Source organism: uncultured Gemella sp. (genome assembly GCF_963519265.1).
Taxonomy (GTDB): domain Bacteria; phylum Bacillota; class Bacilli; order Staphylococcales; family Gemellaceae; genus Gemella.
On record NZ_CAUQNQ010000100.1, the window covers coordinates 1 to 4,280 of the forward strand.

4 protein-coding genes are annotated in these 4,280 nt (G+C 32.1%); all 4 read right to left on the reverse strand.

Annotation, left to right across the window (positions count from 1 at the left end; translation table 11 throughout):
• Window positions 1-1,871, reverse strand: a 1,871-nt coding sequence (gene tkt / locus RWN11_RS07325; RefSeq protein WP_314161082.1) for a transketolase, incomplete at its 3' end; no start/stop codon positions are given.
• Between the two features lie 16 nt (window positions 1,872-1,887).
• Complete coding sequence (gene recR / locus RWN11_RS07330) at window positions 1,888-2,484, reverse strand: recombination mediator RecR (protein WP_314161083.1); 597 nt, start codon at window positions 2,482-2,484, stop codon at window positions 1,888-1,890.
• Between the two features lies 1 nt (window position 2,485).
• Complete coding sequence (locus RWN11_RS07335) at window positions 2,486-2,803, reverse strand: YbaB/EbfC family nucleoid-associated protein (protein WP_003144870.1); 318 nt, start codon at window positions 2,801-2,803, stop codon at window positions 2,486-2,488.
• Window positions 2,804-2,924: 121 nt separating this feature from the next.
• The coding region (locus RWN11_RS07340) for a DNA polymerase III subunit gamma/tau (RefSeq protein WP_314161084.1) at window positions 2,925-4,280 on the reverse strand (1,356 nt) is incomplete at its 5' end.

Genomic DNA, 4,280 nt, shown 5'->3' on the forward strand with positions numbered 1-4,280 from the left:
GCTAATCCATCTAAACCAACATATTTGTACCAAAGAGCACTGTTACCCATTTCTAGTGATACACGTCGGCGGATATTTAATGGTAGTAATTCCTCTTTATATTCTTTAGATTGTTCTTCAAATAATTCTACTGATGGCATACTTACTACGCGTACTTTAGAACCATCTTTTTCTAGTTCACGTGCTACATCAATTGCTAATGCAACTTCTGAACCTGTTGCGATTAAAATAGTATCGAAGTCTGCTGCTGTTTCATAAACAACATATGCACCTTTAGCAACTTTTTCGAATGAAGAATTTTCTAAGATTGGTAGGTTTTGACGAGTTAGAACAATTGAAGTTGGTCTATCGTTAGTTTTTTGTGATAAGTACCAAGCAGCTTGTGTTTCAGTCGCATCAGCTGGTCTGAATACATAAGTATTTGGTATTGTTCTTAATGATGCTAAGTGCTCGATTGGTTCGTGAGTTGGACCGTCTTCACCAACTGCAATACTATCGTGAGTAAATACATATGTTACTGGTAGATTTTGTAATGCTGATAGTCTTAATGCACCTTTTAGATAGTCTGAGAATACGAAGAATGTACCACCGAATACACGTACACCACCGTGTAACATCAATCCGTTTAATACAGTAGCCATTGCAAATTCACGAACACCAAATTGAACATTACGTTCTGTTCTGTGTGCATCATCTTGTAAGTTATCACCTTTAATAAATGTCATGTTCGAGTGAGAAAGGTCAGCCGAACCTCCGAAGAATGTTGGTAATACTGCTGCAACACTGTTAATAGCATCTTGAGAAGAGTTACGAGTTGCTTGAGCTTCTCCTACATTTTTAAATGAGAAACTTTCTTTAGATAAGCGGCTGATATCTTCACGAGATAGAACTTCTTCTAATTCTTTCGCTAATTCAGGGTATGCCGCTTTATAATCGGCATATAATTTTTCCCATTTAGCATATTCATTTTCTCCACGGTCTGCTACATTAGCCTTGAAATCAGCGTATACATCTGCAGGGATATCGAATGGTTCATTTTCCCAACCAATTTCTTTTCTGAATAATGCAGTCTCTTCATCACCTAGTGGAGCTCCGTGAACACCATTTGTTCCTTGTCTATTAGGAGAACCAGCTCCGATAATAGTTTTAACTTCGATTAATGTTGGTTTATCAGATTTTTTGGCTTGTTCAATTGCAACATTAACCGCTTCAACATTTGCACCATCTTCAACTAGAATTGTATTCCAACCATATGCTTCATATCTAGCACGAACATTTTCTGAGAATGCATCTTTAGTTTCACCATCTAAACAAATATCATTTGAATCATATAATACTACAAGTTTATTTAATTTTTGTACCGCTGCAAAACTTGAAGCTTCAGAAGCAACACCTTCCATGATATCCCCATCACCACAAATTACATAAGTATAGTGATCAAATAGGTCATATTCTTCTTTATTATATTTAGCAGCTAAGTATCTTTCTGCTAAAGCCATACCAACTGCTGTAGAAATACCTTGACCAAGTGGTCCAGTCGTAGCATCGATACCTTTAGTATGCCCAAACTCAGGGTGTCCTGGTGTTTTAGAACCCCATTGACGGAAGTTTTTAACTTCTTCTAATGATACATCTTCAAATCCTGATAAGTGTAATAGAGAGTATAATAACATTGATCCGTGTCCTGCTGATAATACGAATCTATCTCTGTTTATCCAATCTGTTTTCTTAGGGTTTACTCTTAAATGTTTAGTAAATAAAGAATAAGCCATTGGTGCCGCACCCATTACTACTCCAGGGTGTCCTGATTTTGCTTTATTAATCGCATCAACACCTAAAACTTTTATCGCGTTAACTGATTTTTGTGACATAAAATGTCCTCCTAAATTATAATTCTATTCTACCAGATATAGCTCTTGATAAAGTAACTTCATCAACATATTCAATATCACTACCGAAAGAAATACCTTGAGCTATTCTAGTAACTCTTATATCTGTATTTTTTAAATATCTCGAAATAAAACTCGCTGTTCCCTCTCCCTCTGGTGAAGAGTTGGTAGCAAGTATTATCTCTTTTACTGTTTCATCTTGTGCTCTTTCAAAAAGAGATTTTATATTAATATCTAAAGGACCAATTCCATCCATCGGAGAAATTAATCCATCAAGCACATGATACACTCCCCTATATTGTTGCATATTTTCCATAGCAACTAAGTCATTATCATTGGCAACTACACAAATAGTCGACTTATCTCTTCCAGGATCCGAACAAATATCACATACGTGTTCTTCACTAAGTCTTCCACATACTTCACAATTAGTTAATTTTTCTTTAAGATTTACTAAACTATCTGCGAAGTTTTTAATATCATTATCATGCATTTTCAAAGTGTGAAATGCCAATCTTACAGCTGTCTTCTTCCCTATTCCTGGTAATAAGGAATAACTTTCTATTAAATCTAAAATTGGTTTTGGATATTGCATCTTATAGACCTGGGATACTTAATCCGTTTGTAAATTTACCTAATGTTTCTTCTTTTAGTTTAGTTGATTTTTCTAATGCATCATTTACTGCTGTTAACACTAAATCTTGAAGCATTTCAATATCTTCTGGATCTACTACTTCTTCTTTAATTTTAATATCTAAAATTTTACCATCTCCATTAGCAATAGCTGTAACCATACCTCCTGATACAGTTCCTTCAACCGTTTGATCTTTTAATCCTTCTTGGGCTTCTAACATATCTTTTTGCATTTTTTGCATCTTTCTCATCATTTGTTGCATATTTCCCATTCCGCGCATAATATTTCCTCCTAATGTCTAATTATATTATAATTCTATTTAAAATTTTACAACTTGTCAATAATTTGCAATTTATTTCAAATTATTTCAATTTCTTCGATATTTTTTTCAAATGTTATTTCTAATCATTTGTTTCTACAATTATGTCTCCAAATAGTTCATCTATTTTCGTAAGATTCGGTTCTTCAACTTCAAAATTTTCTTCGGCAATTTCCTGCACTGGATTTTTCAATTCATCTTCCAAGACTTCATATTGATGATCTTGTAAAGTATATAAGGTATAATCGACACCTATAAATCTCTTAAATAGACTCTCTAAATATTTTTTATATTTGGAATTTGGTGCCATTTTTACCATATTATCTACTTCATTAAATACTAGTAAACCTCCTTCTTTTGAAGAAGCTATTAGTTTACAAGATTTAAATAATTCGCGCATCGTCGCTACTTCTGAATTATTGGTATTTAAACTCTCATTGATTATCCTAATAAAAACATTTGATGCATATTCTGTAAGATTAGGACTTGATTCCTTCATAAGATTAAGTATTTTATCTTTATCTTTAATTATTACTTCTTTAATTTCTTCTTTCGAAGTACTATCCCAACCTAATTGTACTTGCTGTTTCTCATCAACGTTATTATTTATTTTACTTTGTATATTAAGTTGAATATTACTATTCTGTGAAACTTCATTTATATTATTTATTTCTGTTCTTAGTTGGAACAATTTATCTTCTAACATTTTAACTCTATTTTCTAGGTCAATAGTTCTTGTATTTGATACCGAACTATCTACACTAGTACTTATGTTAGTTTCAATAGTATTAGCTTCTTTAGAACAGATTTTCACTATACATATTTGCATATAACTCATATATTCCGTAGAGAATCTAATAAATTGTTCTGTTTGTGATAAATACTCTATTATTTTATAGAAGTAGTCAAAACTAACACTATCTATTTCTGCAGCAATTTTATCAACATTATATGCAGTGTGTTTAGTATCTTTTAGATTCTTATATACTACAATATCCCTAGTTACATTTATTAAGTCATTAAGTAGTAACTTAGTATCTTTTGCTTGAGCTACAAATTCATTATATTTTAATAGTGATTTTGTAACGTCTCCCTGTAATAAACCTCTATAAAATTCTAGTATATCATCTTCACTTATTGATGAAGTAACTTCTAATATGTGATTTAACGTTATCTCTTCAGAATAATTAGATACTTGATCCAATATGCTAATCGCATCTCTTAGACCACCTTTTGCAAGAGTTGCAATTTTTTCAATCGCCGCTTCTTCTATAACTAAACTTTCTTCTTTTGCAATATATTTTAACCTGTCTATCAATTGTTCTTGAGATAAATTTTTAAATTCAAATCTTTGGCATCTTGATAAAATAGTTGCAGGTATTTTATGAATTTCTGTAGTGGCAAGTATAAATATTACATGTGCCGGTGGTTCTTCTAA

Bases quoted from the DNA above. Each gene is read 5' to 3' on its own strand.
- recR (WP_314161083.1), bottom strand. From the start codon at position 2,484: ATGCAATATCCAAAACCAATTTTAGATTTAATAGAAAGTTATTCCTTA.
- RWN11_RS07335 (WP_003144870.1), bottom strand. From the start codon at position 2,803: ATGCGCGGAATGGGAAATATGCAACAAATGATGAGAAAGATGCAAAAA.